Origin of the sequence: Variovorax sp. Varisp36, from assembly GCF_047304235.1 — a bacterium.
Taxonomy (GTDB): Bacteria; Pseudomonadota; Gammaproteobacteria; order Burkholderiales; family Burkholderiaceae_C; genus Variovorax.
Map to the genome: position 1 here is coordinate 12,684 of NZ_JBGLYU010000042.1, position 16,366 is coordinate 29,049.

Sequence of the window (16,366 nt, forward strand, 5' to 3'; positions counted from 1 at the left end):
TTTCGTTGTTCATTACGGCGGGCGTCTGATTGGCGTCTATTGGGGTCCCGATGCCAAGTTCGCTGCGTCGTCTGCTCGCATGGAGTCGCGGTCGTTCGGCCCGACCGATTTGACCGGTAAGCGGCTCGTTCTCGAGCTGCACGTGGCGGGTCGTCTTGCCTAACTGGCTGAGTCGCCCGCTCGTTGCTCGCTTCCAAAGCGAGCATCCGGCAGTCGATTTGGCTGTGTCTTCTCAAGGGCAATACACCATGCAATCCATCCTTCAAATCCTCGTGGTCAACACCAAAGAGGGCACCTCGAAGAAGTCCGGGCAGCCGTACAAGATTCCCGAGGCGCAGTGCGTGCTGATCAACGATGACGGCACCGTGGCTGCAGTCGGCGTCCTCGTGATCCCCAAGCAGCTCGAAGAGGTCGCGAAGCCCGGTACCTACACCGGCGCGTTCGCCCTCGAAGCCGCATCCTTCGGCGAGAACCAAGGCCGCATCGTCGCGAAGCTCGTGGGGCTCACGCCGTTGCCTCCGAAGAGTGGCCGTCAACCTGCCCCTGCAGGCGTCTGATGCTCAACGCGCTCGCCTTTGCTGTGGCAGTCCCTTCAGCCATCGCGTGCACGTGGGTTCTCTCCGTGCTGACTGCTCCGAAGCGTGCGTGCCGTGGCTGATCCGGAATTCTTCGCCGTGCTGACCGGCTGGATTTTTTACGTGGCGCTGGTCGGTGCTGTCGTTGGTCACTTGCTTTGGGCGGTTGTCGCAGGCTTCGCGCTGTGGGTGGGTCGTCGTATTCGTATGCGTTCGCTGCGTGAGCCCTTCGCTGTTCGTGCGAAGCGCATGGAGGACCTTAGGGTTCGTCTGCTGCTCTCGGTGGATCGCATCTGCGAACGCAACGCGCGAGAGGCTGCGCGGCGTGGCTGACTCCACCGTCATTGAATGCGCTTCGGCCTGCACGGTCACGGTGGTGCATGAGTTCGCGTTGCCTCTGCTGAATCTCTCGGTAGAGGACGCTGTTTCGATCACGTGGCACATCGCCGCAGTGTGGGTGGTGGCTTGGGTCTTCCGGCAAGTTTTCCGCCTTATCAATCCCCCGGGAGCTGTTGAAGAAAGTGAGTCCTGAATGAACAAGATGTCTCGTGCGCAGAAGGCGCTTGCAGCTGGTGTTGCGCTGGCTGCCACCGCAGGTTCGGCCATGGCCGATGGTCCCGATGCCACCGTGATCACCACGGCCATCGCCGCGGCGGTGGTGACCGTGGGCCTTGTCGGTACGGCGAAGCTCGGCCTGCACGTTGCTGTTGCGGCGTTCAAGTGGGTCCGTCAGGCAATGAGCACCTGATAGGTGTCTCCGCATCCACGGGGCGGACGCGCCTCGTGGGCTCTTTTCAAAGGCTCCGTGGTGGGGTTTTCGCAAAGGGTGATCGCGATGGGTCTTCTCTACTTGGTGGCCGTGTTGCCTGCACTATGGCTTATGTTTGCCGCCTGATTGCGGTTTTGTTGCCGGCACTCTTGTCGGTGTCGGCGCATGCGTTGATCCCGTTCCAATCGGGCTACACCTACTCTGCCTTGGTCGCTTCGCCTTACAACGCGCAGGTGGGCACTGTCGGTGCTGCATGTGATAACGCTTTGGCGTACTTGAGGGCGCAGGCGTTTTCTGTTGGCGTGGTGTACACGTTGAATAGTTGCGCTGTGGGCAGCTACGGCGCGAACATTACGAGTCCTCAACGTGGTAACGATTCGGTGACGATCTCGCAACAGGCTGCGCAGGTGTGTCCATCGGGAGCTGCTGCTGTTTCTGGTGGTTGTCAGTGCAACGCTGGCTATGTTGAGAATGCGGCGCATACGGCCTGTGAGCTTCCGCCTGACCCGTGTGTTGCGCTCGCTGGCAAGTCTGCGGGTTCAAAGAATTGGAACGGCGTGGTTGACAGCTTCACGTTCTGCGATGGCTGGAACGATATCGGCGGTGGGAAGTGCACGGCGACAGCGTACAAGGCTTTGAGTTGGGAGGATCCGCCTAAGTCCGGCAAGTGGTATTCGCAGGGCGAGGCGGTTTACACGGGCAATAGGGCGTCGTCTTGCACTGGTACAGGTGGTAGTGGGAGCGATCCCGCTGGTTCTACGCCTACCCCCGATAAAAATCCGCCTTCGAACCCTCCTCCTGGTGAGGCGGCTCCTTCCCCTTGTCCACCTGGGCAGATCGCGGGCGACTTCAACGGTTCGCGGATTTGCGCGCAGCGGGGGTCCGATACGCCGGTACAGGGCACGGATGGCAAGGTTGTGAAGAACCCGGATGGCAGCACCACTGGGACGACGGGTACGACGAAGTGCGACGGTGGTAAGTGCACCACCGACACAACTGTGTGTAATACGCCTGCTGGTGGTGGGACGCCCGCTTGCTCTACGACCACGACCACTGATTCTCAAACTGGCTTCTGCAATGCGAACAAGGGTTCGAAGGTGTGCGAGGGTCAGGGCGACGGGACGCCGACAAGTTTCGGCGGGACATGTGCCACTGGTTTTAAGGCTGTCAGTGACGATGCGGTTCTCAATGCGATGGCGCTGGAGCAATACAAGCGCAATTGCGAGGTTCTTAGTCAGACCAACACGGATTCGGCATGGGTGACTGCAGAGCGTGATCGCACGACAGACCGTACGGCGGACAACCCGCACAACAGTACGGTGAGTGTGTCCGCATCGGACATAGACACGTCCGATGCATTGGGCTATGGCGCGCGTTGCATCTCGGATCAGGTGGTGCAGGTGATGGGTAACTCCGTGTTGTTGCCCTTCTCGAAGGTGTGCGGCTCGCTGGAGCTTTTCGGAAACGTGATGCTCGGTGTCACGCTGCTCATGGCGGCCGGCATCGTCTTGAGGAGGTGATGTATGCCGTGGATCGTTGCGATCTTGATCCGTGGGCTCGTCTGGGCTGCAAGTAGCTTCTTTGGGCAGGCGTTGGTCGGCCTCGGTATTGGTGTTGTCACGTACACCGGCACGCGCGTGCTGCTCGGCTCGTACAAGGCTCAGGCGGTGGCGGCGTTCGTCGGGCTGGGCCCCGATGTGCTTGGGTTGCTCGGTGTACTGAGGGTCGGTCAGTGCATCAATGTGCTGTTCAGTGCGCTGCTGATCCGGGCCACGCTCAACGGCCTGCAGAGCGACACCATCAAGCGATTCATGAAGAAGTAAATGCTGTACCTGCGCACGGGGGCGAACGGCTCCTGCAAAACACTGTTCACCCTCGCCGATGTGCGCAAGCTGCAGCTCGATAGCGGCAGGCCGGTTGCATGGAACGGTCGCTTCAAGCTCAAGCCGGAGATTGAGAAAGAGTTCGGTTGGAAGCGCATCGAATTCAAGGACTGGCAGGCTGAGCCTGATGGCACGATCTTCTTGATCGATGAGTGCCATAACGATCTGCCGAAGCGTGCGCCAAGCGTGCCGGTGCCAGGGCCGGTGAAGATGCTGGCTGAGCATCGGGCACGGGGTTTCGATTTCTATCTGCTCACCCAGCATCCAATGAACATCGATGAGTTCGTGCGGCGGCTGATCGGTGCGCCCGGCTGGCACCAGCATCTAAAGCGTGTGATGGGTGGCACGAAGGCGACCACGGTCCTGCAGTGGGATGCGGTGAATCCTCAGTGCGAGAAAGACCGCTCCGGCAAAACTGCGCAGTCGTCGTTGCGTGTGCAGCCCAGCGAGGTGTACGACTGGTACGACAGTGCGACGTTGCACACTGCCAAAACGCGCATTCCGAAGCAGGTCTGGTACTTTCTCGGCGCTGTGCTGCTCGTGCCGGTGTTGGGCTATCTGGCTGTCATGCGGGTGATGCAGCCGCAGGGCAATGCGGCAGGTGCGCAGTCAGTCAGCGGGCCTGTGAGTGGTGCATCGCAGTCATCGGGTTCGGGCTCGGGCTCAGGGTCCGATCGCAAGCCGATGACCGTCACCGAGTACGTGGCGTCGTACAAGCCGCGGCTGCCGGGTCTGATGCATACCGCACCGGCCTACGACAAGCTCACCGAGCCGAAGCGTGTGCCGGTCCCCGCGGCCTGTGTCGAGATGAGATCGGTGGGCTGCAAGTGCTACACGCAGGACGCAACGCCGTATCCGGTAGATCTGTCGATGTGCCGTCAGCTTGTTGCCAACGGCGCATTCCTTGCGTTTCAGGCCGAAGGTGAGCGAGCGGCTCAGGTGCCTCCGCCGATGCCCCGTCAAGTGACGGAAACGGTCCTTGCCGCCCCGGTGGGGCCGGCGCTGATAGACGGTGGCGTCAAGTTGCCCGGTGCGCCTACAGCCCTTGCAGCTGCTGCGGCACCAGCGCCGCAGCCTCGTGTCCAGCCGGGCTCAAAGTGGTCGTTTCAAACGGGCGGTCAGTGATGCAGTTACAGCGAGCTGCCGTGGCTGCGTTGTTCGTCCGTTCCGACTCTTGTTACTTCGACCAGGCGAACGTCGATTGTTGGGACATTCATCGTGATGCCCGCAGTTACACCGGTCCAGGCCCGGTGATTGCGCATCCGCCATGCCGTGGCTGGGGTCGGTTGCGGCATTGGGCGAAACCTCGTCCCGATGAAAAGGCGTTGGCGCTGTTTGCGGTCGAGCAGGTGCGGCGCTGTGGTGGTGTCTTGGAACATCCGCACGGATCGACTTTGTGGCATGCGGCGCAGTTACCTCTACCTGGTCACGCGCCCGATGCTTGGGGTGGGTGGACGTTGCTGGTCGACCAGGGTTGGTGGGGTCACGCCGCACCGAAGCCCACCTACCTGTACATCGTCGGTTGTTCTCGTGCCGATGTGGGCGAGCTGCCTGTGCAGTTACGTCGAGCTGCCGGCCGCACCATGGCGTTGTCTCCTGCGGATCGTGAGCGTACTCCGCCTCTTTTCGCTGAGTTCCTGTTACGCGTGGCGAGGGCCTGCGCCGGCTCGCAGTTACAGCGATCGATCGAGGCAGCTACGTCTAGTTCGGCAGTTACACCCGTCCAGGTGCGCAGTAACACTGACCAGGCAGCGCGCAAGCGGGCTGCGTTCAAGCAATGGGCTGCGTTGTGACGTGCCCCTGCGTCAGCGCTCGCGCTACTGCAAAGCAAGACGCCGTAGCCCTTGTGGCGGAGGCATTTCCTCTCTGGTGCGGCGCTCTCTTACGTGCCCGTGCGTGCTCTCTGGCCGGCCAAGCAAACGCCCGCGGCTGCGGGCCTCTGTCGGTGGTTGGTGCTGCTGTGGTGGCCATGGCACGCGCAGAGCCGGCCGCAGGGCCGAGGTACGAGGACCAAGGCCGCGCGCAGCGCGGCCTTAATTTATTAAAAGAACACATTACGACCGGCACATGCAAACAGCAGTCGGTCGAGGTGCAAACGGTAGGTTGAGAGTCAGGCCCGTAGGGCCAAAAGAAAGTCCCCGCGTAGCTGGCAGGCCACCGGGGACGTGATACCGCAACATTGTTCGAGGGATGCGATATGAGCGCGATGGTAAAGCACAAAGGCTTCTGGTGCGAGAAAGTGCAGGATGGGGTGACCGTCCGGGTCCAGCAGTTTGACAACGGCCAGCGCGAGACGCTGATTCAGCCGCGCTACCTCTACATTCCCGGTACCAGTGATCCCGATGACCCCGATTGCCATGTCGTCGAGGTCGACCAGTCCGGCACGCTCGAGGAACAACGCATGCTCGAGGAACGTGCCAAGCGATCAGCCTGGAAGTCCGGTCAGCGTGCCAAGCGCAATTGCCGCTGGAAGATCAAGAAAGCCGGTTTCAACGAGATGCTGACCCTGACCTACCGGGCGAATCAGCAGGATCTCGCGCTGTGCCGCAAACATTTCGCAGCGTGGTTGCGCAAGATGCGTAAGGCCCTTCCGTGCTTCCGTGGGGTGTGGGGCTTCGAGCGGCAGGAACGCGGTGCTTGGCACGTCCACGTGGCCTGTGATCGCCTTCCTATGCTGATCCAGCACAAGGGCGTCAAGGTGCTTAGCTGGAAGGTCGGTACGGCCCTCTGGCGCGACGTGGTGGGCGTCAACAACGGGCTGTGCTTCGTCGGGGGCAAGGACGGCCGCTTCAATCGGTATCGCAGCCCGGCCAAGATTGCGGGCTACGTCTCCAAGTACCTCACCAAGGACCATGGTGACGGCGAGACGGGTGCGCGCATGTGGGATAGCTCTCGGGGCCTCACGCCTCCGGCTGCGTCGATCATGCATTTCCCTGGAACGTCGATGGCGGAGGCGATCAGCCTCGCGTGGGAGCTGCCCGAGGGGCATTCGGTAGTGCAACACATGTGCAATAAGCTGAACACGATGTGGCTGCTCTACAGCGAGCCCGACCCGCTGGGGCGTGCGGCAAACGATGCGGGTATGCGTCGTGCGGCTTGAGCTTCAGTCTGCGCGCATGTCGGGTGCGCTGATGCGGTCTCGTTCGCGTGGGATGGCTACGCGTCGGTCTTCGCGCTGGGAGTCTCGTAGGCCATCTCGGATCGCGTAGCGCAGTGTCAGGTACAGCAGGCCGAAGAAGATCGCGGCGCCAATGACGGTCCATACGAGCTCGGCGATGAATATCCGCATGCCGAGCATCTCGAAGTATTCGATGATTTTTTGTGACTCGCGATCGACTGGCATGAGGGCCTCCGTGTGACTTGTACCTAAATGTACTATGCTATCAAAATAATAGCGCCACAAGGCGCTCGGGGCCTAAGCGCGTAGGGGTTAGGCGTGTCTATCGGAGGGAGGTCGCGCCTTGGACCCCGCCTCGTTCGGGGTTCTATGACGATCTATGGTTATGCACGTGTCTCCACTCGGGAACAGGAGACGCATTTGCAGCTTGATGCGCTGAACCGCGTTGGCTGTGATTTGATTTTTCAGGAGAAAGCCAGTGGGGCGTCGCAGAGGGGACGGCCGGAGTTAGCGAGGTGCTTGGCGGCGTTAGGCGAGGGCGATGTGCTGGTGGTCTACAAGGTTGATCGCATAGCACGCAGCTTGTTCGATCTGCTGGATATCTTGCGGCGGCTGGAGCGGGTTGGCGCAACGATCAAAAGCGTGACTGAGCCGCTGGATACGACAAACAGTATGGGGGTGTTCGTCGTGCAAATGCTGGGGGCAGTTGCTCAGTTGGAGCGTTCGATGATCCGGGAGCGGTCTATTGCGGGGCAGATCGCAGCACGTGAGCGGGGTAGGGAGCCGGGGCGCGTGCGTAGCCTGGAACCTGATGCTGAAGCCGAGGTGGTTGCTGCGTATCGGGAGGGGGGAGTGACCTACCGAGAGTTAGCCAATAAGCACGGGGTGTCCGTGTCCGCTGTGAAGCGTGCTGTGTACCGAGTGACGAAGGGCGCTGACTACCTCAAGCGCGGCAAGGTGTAGGGCCGTAAACATCCGGTTCCGCCAAGTTGATGAAGCCCCGTTGATCGTGTGATCGGCGGGGCTTTTTTCATGCTCCGGGAAAGCGGCGAGCATCGTCCTGAAGCGCTCGGCGGCGCGTTGTTCATCTTCGTTTTCCGACGGAGCCAAGTCTCGCGGCTTTCCTCGGTCCTCAAGAACCTTGGCAGCTGTAGCTGTCGGCTGAGTTCGCGTCGCCGCTGCCCTTGTATTTCGGGAAGGTCGGGTACTGGCACAAGGGGCGCGCCAGCGTGGCGGCCTTGGTCGCCGGATCGAGCTTCTTCGCCACGATGCTCTGCGCGGAGGGCTTGGCACCACCTTCTCGCCATTTCACGACAGCGTCCACAAGATCGACGGTGTCAGGGCCGACCCCGCCAGAGCAATGCTGGACGCCCGGCTGGAGGAAGAACTCCATCGAGGCATCCCGCGTGGACGCGCCACCAACCGCGGTCGCGACATCGTTGAAGTACTTGATCGAGCCCTTGTAGCTGATCGCCCAGTCATTCGTTCCGTGAGCAAGGATCATCTTGCCGCCCTGTCCAAAGAAGGAGCGGAGGTCGGGCGTCGCATCGAGCGTTGTGGCCGCGAGGCGCAGTCCCGCAGAGTAGAGCTCCGGATCGAAGCCCAGCACGTTGAAGGCCGGGTCGCCCGTGACCCAGTACTTCACCAGGCCGCTGCCGAACATGAACTGGAGGCCGGTGCCGCCGATGGCGGAGCCGGTCACCCACAGGGGCCAGCCCAGGTTCTCGCCGCCGGGGCCCCAGCCGGGATAGACGCTCGTGCTGTCCGCACGCTTGAGTTCGGAATAGATCGTGTTGGCCGTCGCTATCTGCTGGTCGGTCAGGCAGGTTTCCGCATCTCCTGCCGTGCAGCGCAACACCGCCGGGTCGAAGGCGCAGGCGGCCTGGTTGCTCACGATGCCGTCCGCAATGCCGTCAAGCGCATCGCACTGCGCGGCGACGGTCTTGCCGATAAGCGAGGCCTTTGCATCGCTGAGCTGTCCACCCGGTGCCGCGAGAGCCTTTCCGTTCGCAACGAAGGCCTGGAACAGTTCGGTGAAAGAGTAGGCCGGCGCACGCACGACGATGCCGTCGAAGTCGTTCGGGAAGCGCGTGGCCTGGATCAGCGCCTCTCTGCCGCCATTGGAGCAGCCTTCGAAGTAGCTGAACGTGGCATCCGAGCCGTAGCGCTGGCGAACGATCTCCTTGGTGACCTCATTGACCGAGTGGATCGAGAGATAGCCGAAGTCCGCCTGTGCCGCGGAATTGTTCAGGAAGACCGAGGCGTCCAAGGCGTCTCCCTGGCGCCCTCCGTCCGAGGCCACGAGCACGTAGCCTGCGGTGGACCCGCTGGGCGAGATGGGCGTGATGTTGATGCTGCCGTCCCAGCCGCCACCGCCGGCATACAGGAGCTTGTTGTTCCACGCGGTGGGGAGGTGCACCTCGAAGTTGAGCGTGCCATGAAGAGTGCCCGTGACCTTGCAATACTCCGCGGAGTCCGCCGCTGCGGCGACGAGCTTGGCGTCTTTCAGCGACGCACCGGCGAGCGAGGCGCCGGCGAAGGCCGTGCACTTCTCCTGCGCTGACGCGACTGGGGCTGGTGCGGGCGCGGGCGCTGGCGGCGGGGTCGATGTCGGCGCAGGCGTGGGGAACAACACCGGCAGGTTGCTCCCGCCGCCGCCGCCGCAAGCCGCCAGCATGATGGGGATGCACGCAAGAGCGCAGCGCGCCATCGAGAGAGGGTTTTTCATGATTTGTCTCCTGTTCGTACTGCCACATAAACTCAGGCGGCCCGGACCATCGCCTGCGCAGCGCATGCTAGGCACTACGGTCGAGGAAGAAAGTCTTTCCAATGACAAAGCACGTGCAGACCATTGCCATGCTGCGAGCGGCTGCCTGGGCTCGCGGCTTGTCGCAAGAACAGCTTCAGCGCGTCGAGCAGGAAACGCAGGATCGTTTCTATTCGGCCGGCGAAATCGTCTGTCAGAAATCGAGCCCGGCCACGCACTGGATCGGGGTCGTCGAAGGCATGGTCAAGGTGGATGTTCTTTCGGCGGATGGCAGAAGCACCACTTTGACCGGGGTATCCGATGGAGGGTGGCTTGGAGAAGGATCCGTTCTGAAGGGAGAGTCGCGTCCCTACGGTGTCGCGACGCTGCGAGACAGCCGCATTGCATTGATGCCGAGCTCGACCTTCCACTACCTGGTCGCCAACAGCTTGACCTTCTGCCATTTCATGATCAACCAGCTCAACGCAAGGCTTGGCCAGTTCATCGCCCTCGCTGAAGGCTATCGGATGCACGACATCAACTCGCGAGTGGCACATTGCCTGGCCGAACTCTTCAACCCGCAGCTCAACCCCCAGACCAATCCTGTGCTGCACATATCGCAGGAAGAGATCGGCCGGCTGGCCGGTATCTCGCGCCAGATCGCCCACCGCGCGCTGCACGAACTCGAGGACGCGGGCCTGCTTCACATCCGCTACGGCAGCATCGACGTGCTGGATGTCGACGGCCTGCGGCTGTATGCGCGCGAACACGCGGAGTGAGGGCCTTGGGCTATTCGATGGCCGCCACCTCGGACTTGCTGCCGGGTTGCCAACCCCCGCCCAGTGCCTTGAAGGCAGTCACCGCGGCGCGTGCCGATTCGGTTTGCGCCTGGGCCCGTGCATCGGAGGCGCGCAGCAGGTTCTCGTCTGCCTGCAGCACTTCGATCAGGCTGACCGCGCCTTTCTGGTAGGCCGCGAATGAAGCGCCTCGCGCGCGGCCGAGCGAATCCACGCCCTGCGCGAGCGTGCTGGCCTGCTCCTCGCGCTTGACCAGCGCCGAGAAGGCGTTTTCCACGTCCTCGGTGGCGCGCAGCACGGCCAGCCGGTACGCGGCGAGCATCTCCGCATCCTGTCCCTTGGCGAGGTCGATCTGCGCGTCGATGCGGCCAAAGTCGAACAGGCGCCAGCGCAGGCCCAGCACCCCGGCGGCCTGGCTGGCACCGCCGGTGAACAGGTGACCGCCGGACACCGACGTCGCGCTGCCGATCAGCCCGCTCAGCGAGAACTTGGGGTAGTACTCCGCGACGGCGACCCCGATCCGGGCGTTCGATGCGGCGAGGCGGCGCTCGGCCGCGATCAGGTCGGGCCGTCGCCTGAGCAACTCGCCCGGCGAGCCCGCGTCCCTGATCTGCGGGGCGACCGGTATGGCACCGGCCTCGGCCAGTTCCGCCCGATGCGTACCCGGCGGCGAGCCCAGCATCACATCCAGCGCGTTCATGGCCGCGTCCAGGCCCGCCTCCAGGACCGGGACGGAGGCTCCAACCTGGGCAAGTGCACCTTCGGCCTGCCGCACCTGAAGTTCAGCCGCCAGCCCTTTGCCATAGAGAAGGTTGACCGTGGAGAGCAAGTCCTGTTGCGTGCGCACCTGCCGGCGCGCCACGTCGAGCCGGGTCTGCAGCCCCCGGATGCTGATGTAGATATCGGCGGTCTGTGCCGCCACCGCCAACCGGGTGGCGGCCGCGCCTGCTTCCGAAGCCCGGTAGTCCGCCTGCGCCGCCTCGCGTCCACGGCGCAGGCCGCCGAACACGTCCAGTTCCCAGCTCGCACCGAGATTGGCCTCGTAGGCGCTGCCGTAACGATCGAAACCGGGCCTCGAGTTCAACACCTGTCCCAGGGGCGTTTCAACCGACTGGTAGGCCCTGGCCGACTGGCCGCTGACATTTCCTGACGGCAGCAAGGCAGCATTCGCCGCCCCGGTTCCTGCGCGAGCCTGGGCCACGCGCGCGGACGCCTGCGCGAGGTCAAGGTTCTGCGCCAGCGCCAGCGCGACGAACCGGGCCAGTTGCGGGTCGCCGAAACCCATCCACCATGCGGTGAGATCGGCATTGGAGGTGGCAGGGCGTCGATCGACGGCGGCTTGGCCCATGTACCGTTCGGGCAAGGGCGCCTCAGGCCGGACATAGTCGGGGCCGACTGCGCATCCTGCAGCGAGGCTGGCAACGAAGAGCGTGGCAAGGGTGCGTTGGAGCATGGCTTCTTCCGGAAGATGGTCAAGAAAAGCGTGACGAATGAAGTGACTATAATTCAATATGGTCACTCGTTGTTGATTTTCAGGGGAGGCGCTAAGCTTCAGGCATGAGCAAAGCCACCCTTTCTTCCGTTTCTGCACGCGGCCCGGCCGACCACGACGTGCGGGACCAGATCGTTCTCGCGGCCACGGAGCACTTCAGCCGGTATGGCTACGAGAAGACCACCGTTTCCGACCTCGCCAAAGCCATTGGTTTCTCCAAGGCTTACATCTACAAGTTCTTCGAGTCCAAGCAGGCCATCGGCGAGATGATCTGTGCGAACTGCCTGCGCGAGATCGAAGCCGAGATCCGGGCGGCCGTCGAAGGCGCCGATCGCCCTCCCGAGAAGCTGCGCCGGATGTTCAAGTCGGTGGTCGAAGCCAGCCTTCGCCTGTTCTCCCAGGATCGCAAGCTCTACGAGATCGCGATTTCTGCGGCGACCGAGCGCTGGCAGTCGGCGATCACGCATGAAGAGCGCATTCGGCAGTTGCTCCACGACATCCTGCGTGAAGGCCGTGAAATGGGGGAGTTCGAGCGCAAGACGCCACTGGATGAGGCGGCGGGGGCCATCTATCTCGTCATGCACCCCTACATCAATCCGCTGCTTCTGCAGCACAGCTTCGACCACACGGCCGAAGCGCCGGCACAACTGTCGGGCCTGGTGCTGCGCAGCCTGTCGCCTTGACAAAAAAGAGATGTGACCATTGACTGAATTGGTCACTAGTATCAGAATGGCGGTCCCGATCACTTCGTCACTGGGACTCTCATGCTCTGGCGCCGCCTTGCCACTTCTGCAGTCATCTGCGCATTGCCGTTGGCGTTGGTCGCTTGCGGCGAAACAACGCCCTCCGATCCACGCACGCAGGCGCCGCAGGTGCGCGTCACCTCCGTCCAGGGGGCCGGCGCTGCATCGCGCGCCTTCACCGGCACCGTAGCCGCCCGGGTCCAGAGCGACCTGGGTTTTCGCGTCTCCGGCAAGGTGCTGGAGCGGCTCGTGGACGCGGGGCAGGCCGTCAAACGCGGTCAGTTGCTGATGCGCATCGACCCCGCCGATCTGAATCTGGCGGCCCATGCGCAGCAGGAGGCAGTCGCCGCGGCGCGGGCGCGCTCGCGGCAGACGGCGGAGGACGAAGCCCGCTACCGCGACCTGCGCGGCACCGGCGCGATCTCGGCCTCGGCCTACGACCAGATCAAGGCGGCCGCGGACGCCGCCAAAGCCCAGCTCAGCGCGGCCGAGGCCCAGGCCGACGTGGCCCGCAACGCGAGCCGCTATACCGAGCTCATGGCAGACGGCGATGGCGTCGTCATGGAAACGCTGGCCGAACCCGGCCAGGTCGTGAGCGCTGGGCAGGCCGTGGTGCGCGTGGCCCGCGCCGGTCCGCGCGAAGCCGTGGTCCAGTTGCCCGAAACCCTGCGGCCGGCGGTCGGTTCCGCCGGGCAGGCCACGCTCTTCGGCAAGGAGGGCGTGACGGTGCCGACCACGCTGCGGCAACTCTCGGACGCCGCGGACCGGCTGACCCGCACCTTCGAGGCGCGTTATGTGCTCAAGGGCGAGCTCGCCAATGCACCGCTGGGGGCCACGGTCACCATCCGGATCCCGGACGGGCTTCCCGCCGCGCAAGGCGGCCTGCAGGTGCCGATCGGCGCCCTGTTCGACGCGGGCAAGGGGCCGGGCGTGTGGATCATCAGCGGTGAACCGGCGAAGGTCAGCTGGCGGCCCGTCGTGGTCGAGCACCTCGATGACGATGGTGCGCGCGTTGCCGGCTCGCTCAAGCAAGGCGACCGGATCGTTGCGCTCGGCGCGCACCTGCTGCGCGAAGGCGAGCAGGTGCGTGTGGCGGGCCAGGCCGCTGCGGCGGAGGGAGCCCGTCCGTGAGCGAAGGCCGCTTCAACCTGTCGGCGCTCGCAGTGCGCGAGCGCTCGGTCACCCTGTTCCTGATCTTCCTGATCTCGCTCGCGGGTCTTGTCTCATTCTTCAAGCTGGGCCGCGCGGAAGACCCTGCCTTCACCGTCAAGGTGATGACCATCATCACCGCCTGGCCCGGCGCCACCGCACAGGAAATGCAGGACCAGGTGGCCGAGAAGATCGAGAAGCGCCTGCAGGAGCTGCGCTGGTACGACCGCTCCGAGACCTACACCCGGCCCGGCCTGGCCTTCACGACCTTGACCCTGCTCGACAGCACGCCGCCTTCGCAGGTGCAGGAGCAGTTCTACCAGGCCCGTAAGAAGGTCGGCGACGAGGCGGGCAACCTTCCGTCCGGCGTGATCGGGCCGATGGTCAACGACGAATATGCGGACGTCACCTTTGCGCTGTACGCGCTCAAGGCCAAGGGCGAAGCGCAGCGCCTGCTGGTGCGCGACGCGGAGACGCTGCGCCAGCGCCTCCTGCATGTGCCGGGCGTGAAGAAGGTCAACATCGCCGGCGAGCAATCCGAACGCATCTTTGTCGAGTTCTCGCACGAGCGCCTGGCAACCTTGGGTATCGGTCCGCAGGATGTGTTCGGCGCGCTCAATGGCCAGAATGCCCTGACGCCGGCGGGCTCCGTCGAAACCAAGGGGCCCCAGGTGTTCATCCGCCTGGACGGGTCTTTCGACGAGCTGCAGAAGATCCGCGACACGCCGGTCGTGGCACAGGGCCACACCCTGAAGCTGTCGGACATCGCCACCGTCAAGCGCGGCTATGAAGACCCGGCGACCTTCATGATCCGCAACGGCGGCGAGCCTGCCCTTCTGCTGGGCGTTGTCATGCGCGAAGGCTGGAACGGGCTCGACCTGGGCAAGGCGCTGGATCACGAGGTCGGTGCCATCAACGCCGAGCAGCCGCTGGGCATGAGCCTGAGCAAGGTCACGGACCAGGCCGTCAACATCAGCGCCTCGGTTGATGAGTTCATGGTCAAGTTCTTTGCCGCGCTGCTGGTGGTGATGCTGGTGAGCTTCCTGAGCATGGGCTGGCGCGCGGGCCTGGTGGTGGCCGCGGCCGTGCCGCTGACATTGGCGATCGTCTTCGTGGTGATGGCCGCTACCGCCAAGAACTTCGACCGCATCACGCTGGGGTCGCTGATCCTGGCGCTGGGCCTGCTGGTGGACGACGCGATCATCGCCATCGAGATGATGGTGGTGAAGATGGAGGAGGGCTACAGCCGCGTCGCCGCGTCCGCCTATGCCTGGAGCCATACCGCGGCGCCGATGCTCTCGGGCACGCTGGTCACGGCCGTCGGCTTCATGCCCAACGGCTTCGCGCCATCGACCGCGGGCGAATACACCAGCAACATGTTCTGGATCGTCGGCATCGCGCTGATCGCGTCCTGGGTCGTCGCCGTGGTTTTCACGCCCTACCTGGGTGTCAAGCTGCTGCCCGATTTCAAGAAGGTCGAGGGCGGCCATGCCGCCATCTACGACACGCCGCGCTACAACCGCCTGCGCGCGGTGCTCGGGCGCGTCATTGCGCGCAAGTGGCTGGTCGCCGGCGCGGTGGTGGGCCTCTTCGTCGCGGCCATCCTCGGCATGGGACTGGTCAAGAAGCAGTTCTTCCCCATCTCCGACCGGCCCGAGGTCCTGGTCGAGGTGCAAATGCCCTATGGCACGTCGATCACGCAGACCAGCGACGCCGCGGCGAGGGTGGAGGCATGGCTGGCCAGGCAGAAAGAAGCGCAAATCGTCACGGCCTACATCGGACAGGGCGCGCCGCGCTTCTACTTCGCGATGGGTCCGGAGCTGCCCGATCCGTCCTTCGCCAAGATCGTGGTGCGCACGGGCAGCCAGGAAGAGCGCGACGCGCTGAAGCACCGGCTTCGCCAGGCGATCGCCGATGGCCTGGCCCCCGAGGCGCGCCTGCGTGTCACCCAGCTCGTGTTCGGGCCCTATTCGCCGTTCCCTGTCGCCTATCGGGTCTCGGGGCCGGACCCGGACAAGCTGCGCCAGATCGCGGCCGAAGTGCAGCAGGTCATGGATGCAAGTCCGACGATGCGCACGGTCAATACCGACTGGGGCACGCGCACGCCCACGCTGCACTTCACCTTGCACCAGGACCGGCTGCAGGCCGTGGGGCTGAGTTCCAGCGCGGTGGCGCAGCAGCTGCAGTTCTTCCTGAGCGGCGTGCCTGTCACCGCAGTGCGCGAGGACATCCGCACGGTGCAGGTCGTGGCCCGCTCGGCCGGCGCCACCCGGCTCGATCCGGCGAGGATCGCAGACTTCACGCTGTCCGGCGCCAACGGGCAACGCATTCCGCTGTCGCAAGTGGGCGAGGTCGACGTGCGCATGGAAGAGCCGGTCATGCGACGGCGCGACCGCATGCCCACGATCACCGTCCATGGCGACATCGCCGATGGCTTGCAGCCGCCGGACGTGTCGACGGTCATCACCCGGCAACTGCAGCCGATCATGGACAAGCTGCCGGCGGGCTACCGCATCGAGGAGGCCGGCTCCATCGAGGAGTCGGGCAAGGCGACCAAGGCCATGCTGCCGCTGTTCCCGATCATGCTGGCGGTCACGCTGCTCATCATCATCCTGCAGGTGCGCTCCCTCTCCGCGATGGTCATGGTCTTCCTGACCAGCCCGCTGGGTCTGATCGGCGTGGTTCCCACCCTGATTCTTTTCCGGGAGCCATTCGGCATCAATGCACTGGTCGGCCTCATTGCGCTGTCGGGCATCCTGATGCGCAACACGCTGATCCTGATCGGGCAGATCCACCACAACCAGGAGGAGGGACTGGACCCCTTCCGTTCGGTCGTCGAAGCCACCGTGCAGCGTGCACGGCCGGTGATCCTGACGGCGCTCGCCGCGATCCTGGCCTTCATCCCCCTGACCCACTCGGTGTTCTGGGGAGCGCTCGCCTACACGCTGATCGGCGGCACCTTGGCGGGAACGGTGTTGACGCTGGTGTTCCTGCCGGCCATGTATTCCATCTGGTTCAGGATCAGACCCGGCCACGGCAGCCGGCCTGCGCACTGATCCGCTCTTCATCCCATTCACCTGTATCGAGGAACTGC

16 protein-coding genes are annotated in these 16,366 nt (G+C 64.0%); 13 read left to right on the forward strand and 3 right to left on the reverse strand.

Translation table 11 applies throughout. From position 1 onward, the window contains the following. Nucleotides 1–248 precede the first annotated feature (248 nt). From ACCD11_RS21680 to ACCD11_RS21715, 8 genes are all read left to right on the forward strand, one after another. On the forward strand, nt 249–557 hold the full coding sequence (locus tag ACCD11_RS21680; protein WP_413315417.1) for a cellulose synthase: 309 nt from the start codon (nt 249–251) through the stop codon (nt 555–557). Between the two features lie 93 nt (nt 558–650). After that, nucleotides 651–908: a hypothetical protein gene (locus ACCD11_RS21685; protein WP_413315418.1), complete on the forward strand. Its 258-nt coding sequence runs from the start codon at nt 651–653 to the stop codon at nt 906–908. Continuing rightward, nucleotides 901–1,107, forward strand: a complete 207-nt coding sequence (locus tag ACCD11_RS21690) for a hypothetical protein (RefSeq protein WP_413315419.1) — start codon at nt 901–903, stop codon at nt 1,105–1,107. Before ACCD11_RS21685 ends, ACCD11_RS21690 begins: the two co-directional genes overlap by 8 nt. After that, nucleotides 1,108–1,323, forward strand: coding sequence for a major capsid protein (locus ACCD11_RS21695; protein ID WP_413315420.1), 216 nt, complete (start codon nt 1,108–1,110; stop codon nt 1,321–1,323). Between the two features lie 125 nt (nt 1,324–1,448). Further along, on the forward strand, nt 1,449–2,864 hold the full coding sequence (locus ACCD11_RS21700; protein WP_413315421.1) for a hypothetical protein: 1,416 nt from the start codon (nt 1,449–1,451) through the stop codon (nt 2,862–2,864). Nucleotides 2,865–2,867: 3 nt separating this feature from the next. Beyond that, nucleotides 2,868–3,167 (forward strand): DUF2523 domain-containing protein, encoded by a 300-nt coding sequence (locus tag ACCD11_RS21705; RefSeq protein WP_413315422.1) that lies wholly within the window; start codon nt 2,868–2,870, stop codon nt 3,165–3,167. Then, nucleotides 3,168–4,352, forward strand: a complete 1,185-nt coding sequence (locus ACCD11_RS21710) for a zonular occludens toxin domain-containing protein (protein ID WP_413315423.1) — start codon at nt 3,168–3,170, stop codon at nt 4,350–4,352. 1,072 nt (nt 4,353–5,424) lie between these two features. Then, nucleotides 5,425–6,327, forward strand: coding sequence for a hypothetical protein (locus ACCD11_RS21715; protein ID WP_413315424.1), 903 nt, complete (start codon nt 5,425–5,427; stop codon nt 6,325–6,327). 3 nt (nt 6,328–6,330) lie between these two features. Here the strand turns inward: ACCD11_RS21715 and ACCD11_RS21720 are convergent, their stop codons facing one another. Continuing rightward, nucleotides 6,331–6,570: a hypothetical protein gene (locus ACCD11_RS21720; RefSeq protein ID WP_413315425.1), complete on the reverse strand. Its 240-nt coding sequence runs from the start codon at nt 6,568–6,570 to the stop codon at nt 6,331–6,333. A gap of 144 nt (nt 6,571–6,714) precedes the next feature. On the opposite strand from ACCD11_RS21720, the gene ACCD11_RS21725 reads away from it, so the two are divergent. Beyond that, complete coding sequence (locus ACCD11_RS21725; RefSeq protein WP_413315426.1) at nt 6,715–7,308, forward strand: recombinase family protein; 594 nt, start codon at nt 6,715–6,717, stop codon at nt 7,306–7,308. Nucleotides 7,309–7,477: 169 nt separating this feature from the next. Here the strand turns inward: ACCD11_RS21725 and ACCD11_RS21730 are convergent, their stop codons facing one another. Beyond that, a complete protein-coding gene (locus ACCD11_RS21730) occupies nt 7,478–9,073 on the reverse strand; it encodes a tannase/feruloyl esterase family alpha/beta hydrolase (protein ID WP_413315427.1) in 1,596 nt (531 codons plus the stop codon). Between the two features lie 101 nt (nt 9,074–9,174). On the opposite strand from ACCD11_RS21730, the gene ACCD11_RS21735 reads away from it, so the two are divergent. Next, the gene (locus ACCD11_RS21735) at nt 9,175–9,870 is read left to right on the forward strand and encodes a Crp/Fnr family transcriptional regulator (RefSeq protein WP_007836872.1); all 696 of its coding nucleotides are present in this window, start codon (nt 9,175–9,177) and stop codon (nt 9,868–9,870) included. Nucleotides 9,871–9,880: 10 nt separating this feature from the next. Here ACCD11_RS21735 and ACCD11_RS21740 read toward each other — a convergent pair whose 3' ends face one another. Continuing rightward, nucleotides 9,881–11,341, reverse strand: coding sequence for an efflux transporter outer membrane subunit (locus ACCD11_RS21740; RefSeq protein ID WP_413315428.1), 1,461 nt, complete (start codon nt 11,339–11,341; stop codon nt 9,881–9,883). Nucleotides 11,342–11,445: 104 nt separating this feature from the next. Between ACCD11_RS21740 and ACCD11_RS21745 the strand changes: the two genes are divergently transcribed. The 3 genes from ACCD11_RS21745 (at nt 11,446) to ACCD11_RS21755 (ending at nt 16,328) form a co-directional block, all read left to right on the forward strand. Continuing rightward, on the forward strand, nt 11,446–12,063 hold the full coding sequence (locus ACCD11_RS21745) for a TetR/AcrR family transcriptional regulator (protein WP_413315429.1): 618 nt from the start codon (nt 11,446–11,448) through the stop codon (nt 12,061–12,063). A gap of 81 nt (nt 12,064–12,144) precedes the next feature. Beyond that, a complete protein-coding gene (locus ACCD11_RS21750) occupies nt 12,145–13,254 on the forward strand; it encodes an efflux RND transporter periplasmic adaptor subunit (RefSeq protein WP_413315430.1) in 1,110 nt (369 codons plus the stop codon). Further along, nucleotides 13,251–16,328: an efflux RND transporter permease subunit gene (locus ACCD11_RS21755; RefSeq protein ID WP_413315431.1), complete on the forward strand. Its 3,078-nt coding sequence runs from the start codon at nt 13,251–13,253 to the stop codon at nt 16,326–16,328. The genes ACCD11_RS21750 and ACCD11_RS21755 overlap by 4 nt, the downstream gene beginning before the upstream one ends. Nucleotides 16,329–16,366: the final 38 nt, after the last annotated feature.

Bases quoted from the DNA above. Each gene is read 5' to 3' on its own strand.
- ACCD11_RS21680 (WP_413315417.1), top strand. From the start codon at position 249: ATGCAATCCATCCTTCAAATCCTCGTGGTCAACACCAAAGAGGGCACC.
- ACCD11_RS21695 (WP_413315420.1), top strand. From the start codon at position 1,108: ATGAACAAGATGTCTCGTGCGCAGAAGGCGCTTGCAGCTGGTGTTGCG.
- ACCD11_RS21700 (WP_413315421.1), top strand. From the start codon at position 1,449: ATGGCTTATGTTTGCCGCCTGATTGCGGTTTTGTTGCCGGCACTCTTG.
- ACCD11_RS21705 (WP_413315422.1), top strand. From the start codon at position 2,868: ATGCCGTGGATCGTTGCGATCTTGATCCGTGGGCTCGTCTGGGCTGCA.
- ACCD11_RS21710 (WP_413315423.1), top strand. From the start codon at position 3,168: ATGCTGTACCTGCGCACGGGGGCGAACGGCTCCTGCAAAACACTGTTC.
- ACCD11_RS21715 (WP_413315424.1), top strand. From the start codon at position 5,425: ATGAGCGCGATGGTAAAGCACAAAGGCTTCTGGTGCGAGAAAGTGCAG.
- ACCD11_RS21720 (WP_413315425.1), bottom strand. From the start codon at position 6,570: ATGCCAGTCGATCGCGAGTCACAAAAAATCATCGAATACTTCGAGATG.
- ACCD11_RS21725 (WP_413315426.1), top strand. From the start codon at position 6,715: ATGACGATCTATGGTTATGCACGTGTCTCCACTCGGGAACAGGAGACG.
- ACCD11_RS21730 (WP_413315427.1), bottom strand. From the start codon at position 9,073: ATGAAAAACCCTCTCTCGATGGCGCGCTGCGCTCTTGCGTGCATCCCC.
- ACCD11_RS21735 (WP_007836872.1), top strand. From the start codon at position 9,175: ATGACAAAGCACGTGCAGACCATTGCCATGCTGCGAGCGGCTGCCTGG.
- ACCD11_RS21740 (WP_413315428.1), bottom strand. From the start codon at position 11,341: ATGCTCCAACGCACCCTTGCCACGCTCTTCGTTGCCAGCCTCGCTGCA.
- ACCD11_RS21745 (WP_413315429.1), top strand. From the start codon at position 11,446: ATGAGCAAAGCCACCCTTTCTTCCGTTTCTGCACGCGGCCCGGCCGAC.
- ACCD11_RS21750 (WP_413315430.1), top strand. From the start codon at position 12,145: ATGCTCTGGCGCCGCCTTGCCACTTCTGCAGTCATCTGCGCATTGCCG.